General features: G+C 40.2%; 20 protein-coding genes and 1 pseudogene. 7 read left to right on the top strand and 14 right to left on the bottom strand.

What is annotated here, in order from left to right; translation table 11 throughout:
- Positions 1-73: 73 nt before the first annotated feature.
- The 12 genes and pseudogenes from rpsQ to F960_RS18310 all read right to left on the bottom strand — a co-directional run bounded on the left by rpsQ (position 74) and on the right by F960_RS18310 (position 6117).
- The gene (gene rpsQ, locus F960_RS18255) at positions 74-331 is read right to left on the bottom strand and encodes a 30S ribosomal protein S17 (protein WP_004869534.1); all 258 of its coding nucleotides are present in this window, start codon (positions 329-331) and stop codon (positions 74-76) included.
- A complete protein-coding gene (gene rpmC / locus F960_RS18260) occupies positions 328-525 on the bottom strand; it encodes a 50S ribosomal protein L29 (protein ID WP_004869536.1) in 198 nt (65 codons plus the stop codon). Before rpmC ends, rpsQ begins: the two co-directional genes overlap by 4 nt.
- Positions 525-938 carry a 50S ribosomal protein L16 gene (gene rplP, locus F960_RS18265; protein WP_004869539.1) on the bottom strand — a complete coding sequence of 138 codons (414 nt, stop codon included), beginning with the start codon at positions 936-938 and terminating at the stop codon, positions 525-527. Before rplP ends, rpmC begins: the two co-directional genes overlap by 1 nt.
- Positions 878-1694 (bottom strand): annotated as a pseudogene (gene rpsC / locus F960_RS18270) (30S ribosomal protein S3). The gene rplP and the pseudogene rpsC overlap by 61 nt, the downstream one beginning before the upstream one ends.
- 1 nt (position 1695) lies before the next feature.
- Positions 1696-2025, bottom strand: coding sequence for a 50S ribosomal protein L22 (gene rplV, locus F960_RS18275; RefSeq protein ID WP_004869545.1), 330 nt, complete (start codon positions 2023-2025; stop codon positions 1696-1698).
- Between the two features lie 11 nt (positions 2026-2036).
- Positions 2037-2312, bottom strand: a complete 276-nt coding sequence (gene rpsS, locus F960_RS18280; protein ID WP_004869548.1) for a 30S ribosomal protein S19 — start codon at positions 2310-2312, stop codon at positions 2037-2039.
- Between the two features lie 19 nt (positions 2313-2331).
- Positions 2332-3156 carry a 50S ribosomal protein L2 gene (gene rplB, locus F960_RS18285; RefSeq protein ID WP_004869551.1) on the bottom strand — a complete coding sequence of 275 codons (825 nt, stop codon included), beginning with the start codon at positions 3154-3156 and terminating at the stop codon, positions 2332-2334.
- Between the two features lie 11 nt (positions 3157-3167).
- A complete protein-coding gene (gene rplW / locus F960_RS18290) occupies positions 3168-3488 on the bottom strand; it encodes a 50S ribosomal protein L23 (RefSeq protein WP_004869554.1) in 321 nt (106 codons plus the stop codon).
- Positions 3485-4087 carry a 50S ribosomal protein L4 gene (rplD, locus tag F960_RS18295; protein WP_004869558.1) on the bottom strand — a complete coding sequence of 201 codons (603 nt, stop codon included), beginning with the start codon at positions 4085-4087 and terminating at the stop codon, positions 3485-3487. Before rplD ends, rplW begins: the two co-directional genes overlap by 4 nt.
- Positions 4088-4098: 11 nt before the next feature.
- Positions 4099-4737, bottom strand: a complete 639-nt coding sequence (gene rplC, locus F960_RS18300; protein WP_004869561.1) for a 50S ribosomal protein L3 — start codon at positions 4735-4737, stop codon at positions 4099-4101.
- A 59-nt stretch (positions 4738-4796) separates the two neighbouring features.
- On the bottom strand, positions 4797-5108 hold the full coding sequence (gene rpsJ, locus F960_RS18305) for a 30S ribosomal protein S10 (protein ID WP_004725677.1): 312 nt from the start codon (positions 5106-5108) through the stop codon (positions 4797-4799).
- A gap of 280 nt (positions 5109-5388) precedes the next feature.
- Positions 5389-6117 carry a type 1 glutamine amidotransferase gene (locus F960_RS18310; protein WP_085945834.1) on the bottom strand — a complete coding sequence of 243 codons (729 nt, stop codon included), beginning with the start codon at positions 6115-6117 and terminating at the stop codon, positions 5389-5391.
- A gap of 160 nt (positions 6118-6277) precedes the next feature.
- On the opposite strand from F960_RS18310, the gene F960_RS18315 reads away from it, so the two are divergent.
- From F960_RS18315 to F960_RS18335, 5 genes are all read left to right on the top strand, one after another.
- Positions 6278-7465: a PLP-dependent transferase gene (locus tag F960_RS18315; RefSeq protein ID WP_004869566.1), complete on the top strand. Its 1188-nt coding sequence runs from the start codon at positions 6278-6280 to the stop codon at positions 7463-7465.
- Positions 7466-7486: 21 nt separating this feature from the next.
- Entirely contained in the window at positions 7487-9025 is a 1539-nt protein-coding gene (locus F960_RS18320; protein ID WP_004869569.1) for a helicase HerA-like domain-containing protein, read from the top strand.
- A 151-nt stretch (positions 9026-9176) separates the two neighbouring features.
- The gene (locus tag F960_RS18325) at positions 9177-9935 is read left to right on the top strand and encodes a globin domain-containing protein (RefSeq protein ID WP_154650788.1); all 759 of its coding nucleotides are present in this window, start codon (positions 9177-9179) and stop codon (positions 9933-9935) included.
- Between the two features lie 210 nt (positions 9936-10145).
- The gene (locus F960_RS18330; RefSeq protein ID WP_004869574.1) at positions 10146-10910 is read left to right on the top strand and encodes a globin domain-containing protein; all 765 of its coding nucleotides are present in this window, start codon (positions 10146-10148) and stop codon (positions 10908-10910) included.
- A 218-nt stretch (positions 10911-11128) separates the two neighbouring features.
- A complete protein-coding gene (locus tag F960_RS18335) occupies positions 11129-11578 on the top strand; it encodes an RrF2 family transcriptional regulator (RefSeq protein ID WP_004869578.1) in 450 nt (149 codons plus the stop codon).
- 44 nt (positions 11579-11622) lie between these two features.
- Here the strand turns inward: F960_RS18335 and F960_RS18340 are convergent, their stop codons facing one another.
- Positions 11623-14031: a membrane-bound PQQ-dependent dehydrogenase, glucose/quinate/shikimate family gene (locus F960_RS18340; protein ID WP_004869583.1), complete on the bottom strand. Its 2409-nt coding sequence runs from the start codon at positions 14029-14031 to the stop codon at positions 11623-11625.
- Between the two features lie 338 nt (positions 14032-14369).
- Between F960_RS18340 and yihA the strand changes: the two genes are divergently transcribed.
- Positions 14370-15212: a ribosome biogenesis GTP-binding protein YihA/YsxC gene (gene yihA, locus F960_RS18345; RefSeq protein ID WP_004869584.1), complete on the top strand. Its 843-nt coding sequence runs from the start codon at positions 14370-14372 to the stop codon at positions 15210-15212.
- A gap of 117 nt (positions 15213-15329) precedes the next feature.
- Positions 15330-16274, top strand: coding sequence for a metal-dependent hydrolase (locus F960_RS18350; RefSeq protein WP_004869587.1), 945 nt, complete (start codon positions 15330-15332; stop codon positions 16272-16274).
- A gap of 122 nt (positions 16275-16396) precedes the next feature.
- On the opposite strand, the gene F960_RS18355 is transcribed toward F960_RS18350, so the two are convergent.
- Positions 16397-17653, bottom strand: coding sequence for a dicarboxylate/amino acid:cation symporter (locus F960_RS18355; protein WP_004869590.1), 1257 nt, complete (start codon positions 17651-17653; stop codon positions 16397-16399).
- Between the last annotated feature and the right edge of the window lie 90 nt (positions 17654-17743).

The raw sequence follows: 17743 nt of genomic DNA on the forward strand, positions 1-17743 counted from the left end.
GCATCACCGGTCACAATTTCGAAAGGCTCAAAGAGTACTCGAAATTGACCGATGATGCAACTAGAACGTCTAATTACTCAGCAGCAGCTTCAACAACTTCAACTAAAGTCCAAGCTTTAGTTTTAGAGATTGGGCGGCTTTCTTTAATGGTTACAACATCGCCTAATTTAGCTGTGTTGTTCTCATCATGAGCGTGTAATTTAGTTGAACGGCGGATTGATTTGCCATACAACGGGTGTTGAACTCGGCGTTCAATAAGCACAACAATAGACTTGTCCATTTTGTCGCTTACTACTTTGCCAGTTAACGTGCGGACTGTTTTTTCACTCATTGTCCGTTCCCCTGTTTTTCGGTAAGGAGGGTCTTGATACGAGCAATAGTCTTACGAGCAACTTGCACTTCGTGCGATTTACCCAATTGACCAGTTGCCTTAGCCATACGAAGACGGAATTGGTTAAGCTGTTGCTCTTCAAGCAAAGCTTGCAACTCTTCTACCGATTTTTCACGTAGATCTTTAGTTTTCATTACATTACCGTCCGAGTCACGATAGCGGTTTTAAACGGAAGTTTAGCAGCCGCAAGCGCAAACGCTTCGCGTGCCAATTCTTCGCTTACACCGTCCATTTCGTACAAGATCTTACCTGGTTTGATTTGGCAAACCCAGTATTCCACAGAACCTTTACCTTTACCCATACGAACTTCTAATGGTTTTTCAGTAATTGGCTTATCTGGGAAAACACGGATAAAGATCTTACCACCACGCTTAACACGACGGCTGATTGTACGACGCGCTGCTTCAATTTGACGAGCTGTCATTTGACCACGCTCAACAGATTTAAGAGCAATAGTACCAAAAGATACTGTGCTACCACGATGCGCTAGACCAGTGTTACGGCCTTTCTGTACTTTACGGAATTTAGTACGTTTAGGTTGCAACATGGATTATTCTCCTTTATCAGCAGAACGATCATTGCGACGACCACGACGCTCTTGACCTTCACCACGACCGCGACCACGTTTAGCTGGACGTTCTTCAGCAGGAGCAGGGTTCATGACTTGTTTCATGCCACCTAAGATCTCACCACGGAAAATCCAAACTTTAACGCCAATCGTACCGTAAGTAGTTTCAGCACGCATTGTTGCATAATCGATGTCAGCACGAAGAGTATGCAAAGGTACACGACCTTCACGATACCATTCAGTACGTGCGATTTCTGCACCACCTAAACGGCCTGAAACTTCAACTTTGATACCTTTAGCACCAGCACGCATAGTGTTTTGTACCGCACGCTTCATAGCACGACGGAACATTACACGTTTTTCTAATTGAGAAGCGATAGCTTCAGCAACTAAACGAGCGTCTAAGTCTGGGCGATCGATTTCGTTGATGCTTACTTGCGCAGGAACACCCATGATGTTGGTAAGTTCGCGCTGTAATTTTTCAATGTCTTCGCCTTTTTTACCGATAACGATACCTGGACGAGCAGTGCTAATCGTAATTTTAGCAGCACCTGTAGGACGTTCGATAAGAATGTTGCTTACCATTGCGTTCTTAAGTTTTTTGATCAAAAACTCACGAACTTGCAAATCTTTAAGCAAATATTCAGCGTATTGTTTCGGATTCGCATACCAGTTAGCGTTATGACGTTTCACAACACCTAGGCGGATACCGATTGGATGAACCTTCTGACCCATATCAAACCCCTACCTTAACGGTGATGTGACAAGTACGCTTAGTGATACGATCTGCACGGCCTTTAGCACGTGGCATAATACGTTTAAGGCTCATGCCTTCATCAACGTAGATCGTAGCAACTTTAAGATCGTCAACATCTAAACTGTTATTATGTTCAGCGTTTGCGATAGCAGATTCCAAAGCTTTTTTAACTAAAACTGCAGCTTTTTTGTTGCTGAAGTTTAAGATATTAAGCGCGTGAGCAACTGATTTGCCACGGATTAAATCTGCAACCAAACGTGCCTTTTGTGCCGAGATAGCGGCACCGCGTAATTTTGCAGTTACTTCCATCATAGCACCTATTAACGTTTAGATTTCTTGTCAACACCGTGACCACGATAGGTACGAGTTGGCGCGAATTCACCGAGTTTATGACCAACCATATGTTCAGATACGATTACTGGAACATGGTTACGACCATTATGAACAGAAATTGTTAGACCAACAAAATCTGGGAGTATCATCGAACGACGCGACCAAGTTTTGATCGGCTTGCGAGAGTTACTTGCAACAGCCGCTTCAACCTTAGCGAACAAGTGCGCATCGACGAATGGGCCTTTTTTCAGAGAACGAGGCATTGTCAGATTCCTTTACTTGTTACTTAACGCGACGGTCGCGAATAATCATCTTAGTCGTACGCTTGTTGGTACGTGTCTTGTACCCTTTAGCTTTTTGACCCCATGGGCTCACAGGTTGAATACCCTTGTTACGCCCTTCACCACCACCATGTGGGTGATCAACCGGGTTCATCGCCATACCACGAACGGTAGGACGAACACCACGCCAGCGTGAAGCACCAGCTTTACCTAGTGAACGAAGGTTGCTTTCTTGGTTAGAAACTTCACCAATAACAGCACGGCATTCAACGTGAATCTTACGCATTTCACCAGAACGTAAACGAACGATAGCGTAAGAACCGTCACGACCTAGCAACTGAACTGAAGTACCAGCAGAACGTGCTAATTGAGCACCTTTACCGATTTTAAGTTCGATGTTATGAAGTGTAGAACCGATTGGCATGTTGCGAAGTGGCAAGCAGTTACCTGGACGAATTGGAGCATCGTTACCAGATTGTACTTTATCACCAGCGCGAAGGCCTTTAGGTGCAATAATATAACGACGTTCACCGTCAGCATATTTCAATAAAGCAATATGTGCAGTACGGTTAGGATCGTATTCAATACGCTCAACTACAGCTGGAATGCCATCTTTGTTACGTTTGAAGTCAACAATACGGTACTGTTGTTTATGACCACCACCAACGTGACGAGTCGTGATGTGACCGTTGTTGTTACGACCACCAGTACGTTTTTTAGCTTCTGTCAACGGAGCGTAAGGTGCGCCTTTGTGAAGGTGATTATGAACCACTTTCTCTACAAAGCGACGCCCTGGAGACGTTGGCTTACATTTTTGAATCGGCATAATTTTCGTCCTTATTCCGCTGCGCTTTCAGCGGTATCGCCCAAGTCAGCCATTTCGACATCTTGGCCAGCTTTCAGGGTGACGTATGCTTTTTTAACATCAGAACGACGTCCTAATGTACGACCAAAGCGCTTAGTCTTACCTTTAGTGATAGTAGTGTTAACTTTAACAACTTCCACACCAAATAATTGTTCAACTGCTTTTTTGATTTCAAGTTTGTTTGCATCAAGTGCAACTTTAAAAACTTGAACACCAGCAGTTTCACCTAAAACTTGTGCTTTTTCTGAAAATACAGGTCCTCTTAGGACTTGATATAAACGTTCGTTGTTCATCCGAGTTCTACCTCAATTTTCTTAGCAGCAGCAACAGACATTACAACTTTATCGAACGCGATCAAGCCAACAGGATCGATTGCAGTAGCATCAACCACATCAACGTGTGGAAGATTACGAGCTGCAAGATACAGATTCTCATCAACAGCTTCTGTAACGATCAAAGCGCGAGTAGCGTTCAAGTCGTTAAGTTTTGCAAGCAATTCTTTAGTTTTTGGAGCAGCAACAGCAAACTCTTCAACCAATACAAGACGATCTTGGCGAACAAGTTCAGCTAAGATACATTGCATTGCACCGCGGTACATTTTACGGTTAACTTTTTGAGACCAATCTTGTGGACGAGCAGCAAAAGTTTTACCACCACCAACCCAGATTGGGCTACGAATAGAACCAGCACGAGCGCGGCCAGTACCTTTTTGACGGAATGGTTTTTTACCACCGCCAGAAACGTCTGCACGTGATTTTTGCGCACGAGAACCTTGACGACCACCAGCTAAATAAGCTGTAACAACTTGGTGTACAAGAGCTTCGTTAAATTCGCGTCCGAAAGCAACTTCAGACAATTCAACAGCAGAGCCGGAAACAGTTTTTAAATTCACGTTATTTCCCCTCAAGCCTTGATCGTAGGGCGAACAGTAACGTTGCCACCAGTTGAACCAGGAATCGCACCTTTAACAACTAGAACTGAACGTTCAGCGTCAATAGATACAATCTCAAGACCTTGTACTGTTACGCGTTCATCACCTAAGTGACCAGCCATTTTTTTGCCTTTGAACACGCGACCAGGAGTTTGGTTTTGACCTGTAGAACCTAATACACGGTGAGAAACAGAGTTACCGTGAGTAGCGTCTTGGGTACGGAAGTTCCAACGTTTAACACCACCTTGGAAACCTTTACCTTTAGACTGACCAGTTACATCAACAATTTGACCTACAGTAAATAGATCAACGCCGATAGTACCGCCAACTTCACGACCTTCAAGATCAGCTTCTGCAACGCGAAATTCTTTAACCAAACGACCAGCAGCAACACCAGCTTTCGCAAAGTGACCTTTCTGAGCGTTAGTTACGCGAGATTCGCGACGTTCACCAGTAGTGATTTGAATTGCTTGATAACCATCAGTTTCAAGCGTTTTGATTTGAGTGATACGGTTAGGATCAACCTCAATCACTGTAACAGGTACAGAAACACCAGCATCTGTAAAGATACGTGTCATACCGCACTTGCGACCGACTAAACCAATAGCCATGTGCATAAACCTCTAAAAAAGCGGCTTAATTAACTCAGAGTGTTAATTAACCGAAAGCCTTAACCCAATGCGATCTGAACATCAACACCAGCTGCAAGATCTAATTTCATCAATGCATCTACAGTTTTGTCTGTAGGTTGAACGATGTCGATCAAACGTTTGTATGTGCGGATTTCATATTGGTCACGCGCATCTTTGTTTACGTGTGGTGATGTTAAAACGTTGAAACGTTCGATGCGTGTAGGCATCGGAATAGGACCACAAACTTGTGCGCCAGTACGTTTTGCTGTTTCTACGATCTCTTGAGAAGATTGATCAATTAAACGATGATCAAAAGACTTAAGACGGATACGAATTCTCTGGTTAGACATACCAGTTAACTCCAAGCCAAATATATAAAGAATCACCCTTGACGCATCTCATCCCACTTTAAAAATGGACAAGTGTCAAGAGCAGTGAATTATCACTAAGGTCGTGATCGATGCCACGACTGTAACGATCTAAACGACTTTATTCGCCATTTAGCCCTTCCTATCGAAGGGTCGCTCATTATAACTATTGTTTATCCATTAAGCAAATGAAATTGGGCTTTTTTACATATTTTTAAATAATTTATTAATTTCAATGAGTTTAAAAAATAATCAATATTTTTTATTGTCCAAGCACATAAGCAATCGCCTGTTTTAGGATTTGGTTCCCTTGTATAAACTCATGTGCTTGACTATTTTTTAGTTCTTGTAGTGACTGAACATAAGGACCATGAAAGACCTGATGCTGTTCTTCATTTTCTATAAATAGGTCTAGTACCTTCTGCGTCATTTCTGGGTGAAATTGAAACCCTAAAACATTTTTCCCAATCTGATAAAGTTGATTTGCACATGCTAAATTTTCCGCTAAACGCACTGCACCTTTAGGTATCTCAAAGGTTTCACCATGCCACTGCATAACACGTAACTGATTGGGAATTCTGAAGTATTCACCATTTAGCTGCTGACTTGCATAGACCTCACTCCAACCCATTTCCTGTTCCCGGTTTTGCGTCACGGGTGCACCTAATGCATTGGCAATCAACTGCCCTCCCAAACACAACCCTATCGCAGGTTTTTGCATGGCTAAATAACGTCGAATCCAGCGTTTTTCTATCTTAAGCCACGGATAATTCGCTTCGTCATTTACACTCATTGCTCCACCCATAACGATCAATAAGTCTACATCTGCCACATCAGGTAACGCTTCTATATCGAAATTTAGATCTTTAGGAAGTGCAAAAAATTCGGTTGCAGTGATTTTAGCACCCATCTCTTTTAGGTCTGTATAACAGCTCCCAAAACCTTCGCCTGCAATATGCTGAAAATAATGTACACGTAAATTTTTCATCAGCGTCATCCTTCTTATTCATCTTGGTATTTTCATCAATAATCTTCTGCAAAATTGAAGCCAACTCCTGATCTATTTTTATGTTTCTACACAATTCTTTGCTTTGTCTTTTATCCTGAATGTGTTTTGCTTTTATTCAATTGTATTTTCTTTAGGATTTGCTGTGAAATTAGATCCGCAAACTGCACTAGTACATGCTGAACGTAAAGCACCTCAATATATTGAAACGGTTCAAGCGCCCATTTACCGTGCATCGACCATTATATTTAAAAATACTTCTGCGCTTTTTGATCGTCATTGGACTGATGACTATGACTATAGTTACGGGACACATGGTACGCCAACAACGTATACACTTGCCGATAATATTGCCCAAATAGAAGGTGGTCACTATTGTTTACTTGCACCTAGCGGTTTATCAGCGATTAATCTTGTAAATAGCTGTTTTCTCAGCCAAGGCGATGAGGTGTGGGTTGCGGATAATATTTATGGTCCAAATATGGAACATTTACAGGACCTAGCCAAACGTTATGGCGTGATTGTCAAAGTTTATAATGCACTTGACGTCGACAGCTTTCAACCGAGCGATAAATGTAAATTACTCTGGTTAGAAGCAGCAGGCTCAGTCAGCTTAGAATTCCCTGATTTGGTGCAATTGGTAAAAAAAGCTCAAGCTCTCAATATCTTAACGGCGCTGGATAATACTTGGGGTGCAGGTCTTGCATTTAGCCCATTTGATTTTTCAAGTGAACATTTAAAAGTTGATATTAGCGTACATGCATTGACCAAATATCCAAGCGGTGGTGGCGATATTTTAATGGGCTCAGTCGTGAGTCAAGATAAAGCCTTGCATCATAAATTATTTCAAACACATGCTATACAAGGTATTTCCGTTTCAGGTGATGATGTCGCTCAAGTACAGCGTAGCCTTGCATCTATGCAGATTCGTTATGAGCAACAAGCTAAAAGTGCTCTAACTTTATTGGCTTGGTTAAAACAACAAAAACAATTTGCGCAAGTGCTACATCCTGCCGATCCAGATGCAGCAGGTCATCAATTTTGGCAAGAAGTCTGCCAAACGCAAAAAAGTGCGGGTTTAGTCAGTGTGATATTTAATGATCACTATGATTTAACAGATATTCGCAAATTTTGTGATAATTTAAACCTGTTCAAACTTGGATTTAGTTGGGGTGGTCCAGTCAGCCTTGCCATGCTATATGATCTAAAAAAAATGCGTGCTTTAGATTATCCTCATTTAAAACAAGGTTTTTTGGTACGCTTCTGCATTGGTCTTGAAGAACCAAATGATTTGATTCAAGATATTGAAAATGCTTTAAATAAAATGAAATAAATTAAAATTCAAGGAAATAATATGGGTACACCAATCCTAATCGCCAAAAAAAGTTCAGACCACTCACAAGACATCATTCTGCATAGTGAGTTTGCCAATCGTCACGGACTCATTGCAGGTGCAACTGGTACAGGTAAGACTGTGACCTTAAAAGTATTGGCGGAAAATTTTTCACGTATTGGTGTCCCTGTATTTTTAGCAGATGCAAAGGGTGACGTTTCCAGTATCGCTAAAGCAGGCTCATCAAATCCTAAATTTGATGAACGTATCCAGAGCTTAGGGATTGATAGCATTCCATTTGAAGCTTCACCTACGATTTTTTGGGATTTATTTGGAGAACAAGGTCACCCGATCAGAACAACGGTTTCAGAAATTGGTCCCTTACTGCTCGCCCAAATGCTCAACCTCAATGATACGCAAGAAGGCGTATTGGCTGCAGTTTTCCGTGTAGCCGATGACCAAGGGATGCTGCTCCTAGATTTCAAAGATTTAAAAGCCATGCTGAAATATGTCAGCGAAAATTCTGAATCTTTAAAAGCTGAATATGGCAATCTTTCTCCTGCTAGTCTAGGTGCGATCCAGCGCAATCTTTTAGCTTTAGGAGATCAAGGTGGAGATCAATTCTTTGGTGAGCCAAGTTTAAATATTTTAGATTTCATTCAAAATGATGAAAAAGGCAGAGGTTATATCAACCTACTTGCTGCTGATAAGCTAATGAATACCCCTAAGCTTTATGCAACTTTTTTATTGTGGATGTTGTCAGAACTATTTGAAAAACTGCCTGAAGTCGGTGACTTAGACAAACCTAAATTGGTATTTTTCTTTGATGAAGCACATTTATTATTTGACAATGCCAGCCCTGCCCTCCAAGAAAAAATCAAACAAGTGATTCGCCTTATCCGCTCTAAAGGTGTTGGGATTTACTTTATTACACAAAGTCCTTTAGATGTTCCTGAAGATGTACTCGGACAACTCGGTAATCGCGTACAACATGCATTGCGCGCCTTTACACCAAAAGATCAAAAAGCAGTAAAGACCGCCGCCGATACCTTTAGAGCAAACCCTGATTTTAAGGTCGATGAAGCGATTACACAGCTTGCTGTCGGTGAAGCACTGATTAGTTGCTTAGATGAACAAGGTACACCACAGATTGTGGAACGTGGCATGATCATGCCTCCCTATTCTTCATTTAATCCAATTACACCAGAAGAACGCCAAGCCCTCATGGCAAATAGTATCGTTGCAGGTGTTTACGAAAATGTCATAGATCGTGATAGTGCTTATGAAATCTTGCAGCGTAAAGTCGCAGAAAGTGAACAGCAGGTTCAAGCTCAAGCCGAAGCAGTTGAACAAGCAAAGCAGCAAGCGATCTTAGATAAAGAGCAAGAAAAACAAGCCAAACTTCAAGCCAAGGAAGAGGAAAAAGCAGCCGCAGCTCGTGCAAAAATGACACAAGATGTGATTGGCACATTTGCCAAAAGTGCGGCCAGAACACTAGGAGGACCTACAGGTCAAAAATTGGTTCGTGGTCTACTCGGCTCACTTTTTGGTAAACGCTAAACCGCGTTTCTAATCACGGTTTTATAGATAATTATGGGGTTACTCACAATCCCATAATTATTTTATGTCTTTATTGTTTCAGGCTCTTGTATTTATTTCTTTATAAGATATATTTTAAATACATCTTAAAACCAGAAGGATAAATACGATGATTAATCAACAGCACATTGAGCTGATTAAGGGGACTATTCCAGTATTACGTGAAAATGGGGTGGCTTTAACCAGCTATTTTTATAAGCGTATGCTAGGCAATCATCCAGAGCTAAGAAATGTCTTCAATCTAGATCATCAAAGCACTGGACGCCAATCAAGAGCGCAAGCCGCGACTCTACTCGCTTATGCCGAAAATATCGAAAATCCTGATGCACTCGTAAAAGCATTTGAACGCATTGCAAAAAAACACGTCAGCCTCGATATCCAACCTGAGCAATATTCTATTGTGGGTGAAAACTTATTACATTCGATAAGTGAAGTTCTCAATGTCCCAATGGAATCTGAATTGATTCAGGCGTGGAAAGAAGCTTATGTTCAGCTTGCAGATATTTTGATTAAAACTGAAAAAGATAAATATGATGCATTAACAGCTCAACATGGTGGCTGGGCTGGATGGCGTGAATTTGAAATTGAAAATATTCAAGCTTCAGAAGGTGCATCACGCTTAACACTTAAAGCATCAGATCAACAAGCCATTTTACCTGCAACTTCTGGTCAATATATCTCGATCAAAATCCAAGTACCGGGACAAGACGTAGAACAACCGCAACAGTTTAGCTTTAGCACCGATCAGAACGGTGAAGCATACTCAGTTGAGGTCAAAGCAGAAGCCAATCCGACTATTTTTTCAGTCGCAAATATCCTACTCGATCATTATAAAGTGGGTGATAAAGTTCTCGTTTCAGCACCATTATAATTTTTGTGAAAAGTCAAAATCTGACTTTTAATATTAAATTCTTGAGCTAAAACATTAAATTATGTTTAGCTCAAGTAATTTTCATTTTCCGTTCTTATCGTCACAAACCCCTTTCACACAAAAAATCACATAATTTTTATCAAAGTATATTTACAAGAAGAATTATAAGATGTATTTTAAATATATCTTCTAGCCAATTGTTGTTTAGCCATGACTCCAGAACACATCAAACTTGTTACAGATACCGTCCCTGTCCTTCGTGAAAATGGTGTTGCACTCACAAGCTATTTTTATAAACGTATGTTGAATAACAACCCTGAGCTTAAAAATGTCTTTAACTTAGACCACCAAAGTACAGGTCGTCAGCCACGTGCATTGGCAGCAGCTGTTTTAGCTTATGCAGAACACATTGAAAATCCAAGTGTTTTAGCGAAAGCTATTGAACACATTACCACTAAACATGTCAGCTTAAATATTCAAGCAGATCAATACGCTATCGTGGGTGAAAACCTATTGCATTCAATCAGTGAAGTCCTTGATGTACCGATGGAATCTGACTTGATCGCGGCATGGAAAGAAGCTTATTTACAGCTTGCAGATATTTTGATTAATGTTGAAAAATCTAAGTATCAAGGTTTAACTGAACAAAATGGCGGTTGGGCTGGCTGGCGTGAATTTGAAATCACTGCGATTGATGCATCTGAAAATGCTAAAAAATTCACATTAAAAGCAACTGATAAACAAGAGATTTTGGCAGCTAAAGCAGGTCAATTCATCTCAGTTAAAGTCAAAGTTCCAAATCATGACTTGGAACAACCGCAACAATTTACTTTTGCTGAAGCACAAAACGATGCTTATCAAATTGAAGTCAAACCTGAGGTTGATCATACAGAATATTCTGTTGCAAATATTTTGCTTGATACTTATAAAGTCGGTGACAAAGTTCTAGTGAGCGCACCGATCGCAAAATCATAATATTGCTCTAATTTTATCGTGATCAAAACGTTATACAGATGGTTTATGCCATCTGTATTTTTTTCTGGTATTGCTTTGCTATGGTTTAAAATCCTAAGCTTGTTATTTTCATAAATAATTGTTTAAACTCAAGGTTCATGCTTGAAAGTGCTGTATCAAGTATCAATATTTGTCATTTCAAGTTAACATAGAGTTTGATCTCATCCAAAATCTGTATCATGCAACTCAATAAATTTACCGATTACGCCTTACGTATATTAATGTATATCTCTCGACCTAGAGATGTACCGTATACGATTGCTGAAATTGCGGAAGACTTACATGTTTCGCAAAATCATTTGGTCAAAATTGTGCATTTTATGGCAAAGCAAGAATGGATTATCACCACACGTGGTAAAGGTGGCGGACTCAGACTAAATCCTGAAGCTTTAACACTACGATTAGGTGATCTTGTGAGAATTTTACAAGGCAATCAACAAATTGTTGAATGCAATGAGCCTCCTTGTGTTTTGCGTAGCCAATGTGGCTTAAAAGGTATTTTAGATCATGCGCTAGAACAGTTTTATCAAAGCTTAGATCAATACACTTTAAAAGATGTACTTACTCCGCGCTCATCCAAATCAAGCAAAGTAGCTGAACATTCTCCGATTCAGCTTCTCAATATTTAAAAAAATACCCTGCACTGAGTCAGGGTATTTTTTAGTTCAATGCTTTATTTTGGCAATTTATAAGCCACTAAATAATCACCTACTGGGGTTTTCATAAAGTGATGACCACCCGCCATAATCACGAGATATTGCTCACCATTTTGTGAATAGGTCATTGGTGTTGCTTGACCACCCGCTGGAAGTGTATCACTCCAAAGTTCTTTACCTGTTTTTAGGTCAATCGCACGAATCTTGTCATCAGTTGTTGCTGCAACAAATGCGACACCACCTGCAGTAATGATTGGACCACCATTGTTTGGTGTACCAATATTGATCGGCATGTGTGTAGGCAAGCCAAATGGACCATTGCGCTCAGCACTACCGAGTGGATGTTGCCACAAGATTTTTTTAGTGTGTAAATCAATTGCACTAATCATACCGTACGGCGGTTCACTACATAGCATTTGTGTTGGACTATAGAATGGACCAATCGTTACGCCATATGGTGTTTCATCCATTGGACGTTTAGGACTAACAAGATTTGGATTGAATTTAGGATTATCCAAAGAATATACGCCATCTTTAACCACATCTTTACGATGTAAAAGCTGTGCATACATTGGGGTATTGTTCCAGTTTGCGATAATTACCCCATGATTTGCATCATAAGCATAACTACCCCAGTCACTACCACCGTTGTTCCCCGGATACATGATCCACGGTTTAGACAAGCTTGGTGCGGTAAACATACCATCATAATTCGCTTGTTTAAATTTGATACGACACATCATTTGGTCGATTGGTGAAATTCCCCACATTTGTTTTTCAGTTAAATCAGGGAAACCTAGTCGTGGAATACCTACAGAGAAAGGTTGTGTCTTAGAAAGAGATTCTTCTTTCAACTCACCTTTAGGTACCGGGCGTTCTTCAACCGCAGAAAGTGGTTGACCATTTACACGATTGATCAAGAATGTTTGACCCAATTTTGTTGGAATCAACATCGCTGGAACAGCTTTACCAGATGCATCAGGATAGTCAATCAATGTTGGCTGTGAACCTAAGTCCATATCCCAAACATCTTTATGTACAGTTTGATAAACCCAACGTACATCACCTGTTTGCGCATCCAATGCAACCACAGCAGAAGATACTTTATTTTCTTCAGGGGTACGCATTGCACTGTAATGGTCGGCAGCAGAGTTACCCATTGGAATATAAACTAAACCAAGTTTCTCATCGCCAACAGATGCTGTCCAAGAGTTTGGTGTACCACGGCTATATTCTTGACCTGGACCTGGCTCAGCTTTTTGACCCGGACGATTGACATCCCAAGCCCATTTAAATTGACCTGTTTCAGCATCATAACCACGAACTACACCAGATGGTGCCCAACGTCTTTGGTTGTCTTTAACTTCCTGACTGGTCACGATAGTATCTTTTACGATCGTTACAGGAGCTGTAATTGCTAAGAAACTTGGAACTGTTTCGCCCATACCTTTAAGCAAGTTCGCTTGACCGTGCTCACCAAAGCCTTCACAAGCTTTACCTGTTTCAGTATCTACAGCAAGTAAGCGCATATCCAAAGTACCCACGATAATACGGCTATGACACGCTTGACCTGCAGGAATAACTTTAGACTCATAATAAGTCAAACCACGACATGCGGCAGTGTAAGGAACACTTTTATACTGAACGCCTGATTTGAACTGCCAAATTTCTTTACCTGTCGATGGATCGACACGACTGATATTATTGGTCGCACTACATACATACAGTCCATTACCGACTTTAATCGGTGTATGTTCAGCTGCCCATTTATTGATTTTACCTGCAGGTGGAAGATCGCCTGTACGATAAACCCATGCACGTTCAAGTTTCCCCACATTTTCTGCATTGATTTGTTTCAATGGAGAATAACGAGTGGCATCGGCATCACGACCATAATATTTCCAATCAGAATCGGCTTGAGTTGGATCATTACTTTCGCCAACCAGCGGCTTATCTGGAAATGGCAGGCCTGAGTCATAAACAAATTTAGGTGTAAATGCCAAAATACCTGCAATCACAAAACAAAGCACAATAATTCCACTGAGAATCAGAGATACTTTTTTGCTTGCGCCACGTTCTATTTTAGGCAAGAGTAATGCGAGGAAAAGTGCAAAGACCGCAAAAACTGCTACTCGGGGCACCCATCCCCAAAATCTTGAACCACTTTCCCAAATTGTCCAAAGCAATGTAAGGACAAAGAAAACACCAAATACCCAAGCACCTGACATTTTATTTTTAAAGAGCAGAATCCCTGAAACGATGAGTGCAACCCCTGCAATCAAATAGTACCAAGAACCACCTAAAGTAACGAGATAACCTCCACCAAAGATCAGAGGAAGCGAAAAAAGAATAAAAACAATAGCTAAGATTTTGACAAGAATAGAATGTTGTATTGTTCTTCCTGCCGTATCGTATTCTGACGTCATTTAAACACTCCATAGTAGAGCTGCCCCCTTTCTGCATAGGCAAAAAGAGGCCAATAATTTGATAAATTACTTATTTTGAAGCGAAAATAGATGACATTTATTTATAAAAAATATCACTATGTGACAATCAATATGATTGATTTGAACATTTATATTTTAATATTTAGTTTATAGTTTCTTCACACTTTACACAAAAAATAATAATTCAGTTACATTTTTTATATATTTCTTGATATTCATCACATCATCGTTAAAAGCAATCTTTTCAATACAAATTCGCTTGAATCTATGACTTCCTTTATAATGTTCAAGTGAAAGCAAAGAATTGAAGTTGAAATATGCATCGTAGTAGTGGAAAGTCGAGAAACAGCAAAACATCAAGTGCGCCTAAGCAAAAGATTAGCTACGAAAAGAAAGTCGATTCAGCAATTACGGAATATGCTGTTCAATCTTTAAATTGGCTTCGCAGAGCTGAATTTTTAATGAGTGCGCCCAAACTCAATCTGTGTGTAGAAGACACAGGTTATGAGATTGCATTTGCAGGTCGCTCAAATGCAGGTAAGTCCAGTGCAATCAATGCTCTAACCAACCAAAAACAGCTTGCACGAGCATCAAAAAAGCCTGGTCGTACTCAGATGATCAACTTTTTTAGCTTGGGCAATCCAAATCAGCGTTTAGTCGATTTGCCGGGTTATGGCTATGCTGCCGTTCCTGAAGCCATGAAAATTGTATGGCAAAAAGAACTTGAAAATTACCTTATTCATCGTCAAAGCCTACAAGGTCTGGTCTTGTTAATGGATATTCGTCATCCGCTACAACATTTTGACGTCATGATGCTCGAATGGGCCTATTCACGTAAATTGTTTGTCCATGTGTTGTTGACCAAGTCAGACAAGCTCAATCGCGGACCTGCCAATAAAGCCCTTCTTGAAGTCAAAAACGCGTTGAAAAAGATGAAACTGGATTTCTCGATCCAATTATTCTCATCGCTAAACAAACAAGGTTTAGAGGAATTGGCAAGTATTATGGGGGGACGTCTCAATTTCACGCTTGATCAAAATGTACAATTTGACCTTGATGCAATTCCTGAAATGTCTTTAGAAGATGATGCCGAAGAAGTGGATTTTGAAGATTCAGAAATTGAAAATATCCAAGATGAAACGCCGAATGAGGCACAATAATTGGCTTTTTGACTGATACGTTCACAAAATGATAATGGAATGTCCCCTATTGCTAAGTACGATTCGGGACATTTTTTTATACTAAAAATATTAGAAAACTAAAAATTAGGCGACACAATGGGTATTTTATCTCGTTTTAAAAATAGTAAGATTGGCTCTTCCATTTCTTATCACATCAAACCACGTAAAGTGAAATTTGAATGGAAAGATACGCCAACGGATTGGATTCCAAATCAGGCATTTGCAAGTTACTTTGTAAATGAAATAAACACGATTCTTCCAGCAGGTGAGTTTTGGTTTTGTCGTTTATATAACAAAGTCTTACCTAAGATTACTGATGAAAAACTAGCAGAAGATGTTCGAGCATTTATTCGTCAAGAAGCCATGCATGCTCAAGCGCATAACTCTGCAAATAAAGAATATCTCACAGCTAGAAATATCGAGATTGAACGTAATTTAAAAATTATGGACTTCTTGTTTAACAAAATGTTAGCTGATGCACCATTGGGTTTGACCGTTCCTAAAGTCCTTGATCATCAATGGGATTTGTTCCGTCTCGGGATCATTGCCACAGTCGAACATATGACCTGTGTTTTGGGTAAATATGCGCTATATAACAAACAATGGGAACGTCTAGGCGCTGATCCAAATATGTTAGATTTGATCAAATGGCATGGCGCTGAAGAAATAGAACATCGTACCGTAGCTTTTGATTTATATCGCCATTTAGGTGGTGGTTATATCTCAAGATATTATCAAAGTCTGATTGCGATTGTGGCTATTTTGGGCTTATGGGTAGATGGCGCAGCACATATTATGGGACAAGATCCACGTTTTGCAGATAAAAAACCTGCATTTTATAAACCGTGGATTTGGCGTGAATGGGCTGATATTGCTCAAAAAGATAATCGTATTTTACCGCATCCATTCTGGTTAATATCTCAACAATTGGGTTATTTAACGCCATGGTATGATCCTGTCCATGAAGCTAAAACTGAAGATGCGATTGCTTATCTAGATCAGTCGCCTGCAGCAAAACGTGCTTTATTGAAAGTCGCATAACTCACATAAAATCACTTAGCTTGATCAAACTTAAGTGATCTAAACAAAAAAGCAGGATTTATTTCCTGCTTTTTTTATGACTTGATCAATGATGAAGAATCAAAATATTGTGCTTAAAAAACTTAACTTTTTACATCAAGCAGCTCATCCGACTCTTTGGTATATCGATCGACCACCACACTGATCATCATATCTCCTTGCACATTGACCACCGTCCTAACCGTATCCAAGATTCGATCAATCGGAAGTAAAATCGCTATCGCCTCAGCAGGTAGACCCACAGATTGTAAAACCATAATCATCGTCACCATACCCGCACTCGGTATGCCTGGTGCGCCAAGCGAAGCAATCATTGCTGTTAAACACACAATAATTTGCTGACCCACACTCAGATCCAAACCGATCAAATTTGCGATAAATAAAGCTGCTGCCGCCTCATACAACGCAGTTCCATCCATATTCATCTGTGACCCAATTGGAATCACAAAGCCAGCCGTTTGTGGACGTACACCCAAATTGTCTTTGGCGCACTGCATGGAAAGTGGCAAAGTTGCAGAGCTTGAACTAGTAGCAAATGCTGTGATCAAGGCTGAGCGTGTTCCTTTAAAAAAGGTGATCGGATCCATTTTTCCAAATATCCAAAGCAAGAGTGGCAACACCACAGCGCCATGAAAAATAGTTGTTCCAGTCACCACCAATGAGAACTCAAGCAAACTATTTAAAATAGAAAGATTTTCGGTTGCGATCAATTTAGCCAATAAAGCAAAAATCCCAATCGGTGCAAGCTTCATCACCCAACCCACAAGCATCATCATCATATTAAAAAATTGCTGTAACAACTTTCGAATTGATTGAAAATGCTCACCACCTTTGACCAAAGCAGCACCAACAAAAAATGCAAAGACCACGACAGCCAAAACATTTCCATCGCTAAATGCTTTAAATGGATTGATCAGCGTATTTTGAATAAAGTTAGTTAAAAATGAGCCAGGGGTAAGCGTATCAGGCGTTTGATGTTGGCTCATTGCATCTTTAAACAATGAAATATCCATCCCCTTGCCCACTCCAAAAATATGGGTGCAGGCGATGCCGAGGATCAATGCCAAGGTCGTTGTGGTGAAACAACAAATCAGGGTGATTTTCCATACCCGTCCAAACTGCCCGCCCGCTTGTAGATTTGAAACACCGACCACAATCGAGCTAAAAATCAAAGGCACCAACAGCATTTTAAGCAAACCAATAAATATGCCACTGGCAATGCTCAGCGCATAAATACTGCCATCAAAAAAACTGGTTTTCGGATATAGGGTTAACAAAAATCCATAAGCCACACCAAGTACGGCTGCGATAAAAATCTGGGTATTGAGGCTGATCTTCATATATTTGTTTTATGGTCCATTTTCTTCATGATGCCATTTCAAGGCATAACAATCGAGATTTTTTTCAGATAAGCAACGCAGGATAATAAA

The organism is Acinetobacter gerneri DSM 14967 = CIP 107464 = MTCC 9824 (genome assembly GCF_000368565.1).
Lineage (GTDB): Bacteria > Pseudomonadota > Gammaproteobacteria > Pseudomonadales > Moraxellaceae > Acinetobacter > Acinetobacter gerneri.